Below are 801 nucleotides of genomic sequence, written 5' to 3'. Positions count from 1 at the left end.
CACTTTAATATTATGACCTTCAAACTCAAATAATTGACCTTCAACCACATCAATTATGTTTTGCGCAACCGTCACAGCATCTTCAGAGGAGGTATTCTCTAACAAGATCGCAAACTCTTCTCCTCCAAAGCGAGCGAAGATATCGCTTTCACGCAATAACTGGCCAACAAGCAAAGTAAACTTAACCAAGACCTCGTCACCAGCCGCATGCCCGTATTCGTCATTGATATGCTTAAAGTGGTCCAAATCCAAAGCCAGAAGGGATAAGGGATGCTTATTGCGCAAGGCTAAAGCCCGATATTTTTCAGCCAGAACAAAGAACTTTCGACGATTATAGATTGAGGTAAGCGGGTCGGTACTCGCATAAAAACTTAGCTGCTGATTCGCCAACTCCAGTTCGTGAGTTCTCTCATGAACTTTCCGCTCTAACTCTCGATGGTAGCTTTGCTGCGCATCAACAAATTCCTGCTTCTGTTGCTGTAAGGTTTCGAGCATCTGGTTATAGCTATTCTCTAGAGACTGTAGCTCATCATCATGTTCCAGGCCAAGGTTAAGACGACGTTTATCAAGACTATCAAAATCCATACTATGCAATTCACCTACAAACTTTTGCATAGGTTTATAGAGCATTACTTTAAAGACCCATAAAAACAGGCACCAAAGAATAATACTTTTCATCAAAGCATTAATTGCAATAATTAAGAAGCCGAATTTCACACGATCAAATACCACCTGACTATCAGACAAAAAGGTTACTTTTGCCAAATAAACGTACTGATCGTTCAGGGTGCTTTGCAGAAT

1 protein-coding gene is annotated in these 801 nt (G+C 40.8%); it reads right to left on the bottom strand.

Annotated features, from left to right (window positions below; genetic code table 11):
* On the bottom strand, positions 1-801 hold an 801-nt coding region (locus tag A3729_RS25510; RefSeq protein ID WP_156498137.1), incomplete at both ends, for a GGDEF domain-containing protein.

The organism is Oleiphilus sp. HI0043 (genome assembly GCF_001634935.1).
Note: the sequence above shows the minus strand (reverse complement) of the source record. Positions and strands in the feature narration are given on the sequence as shown.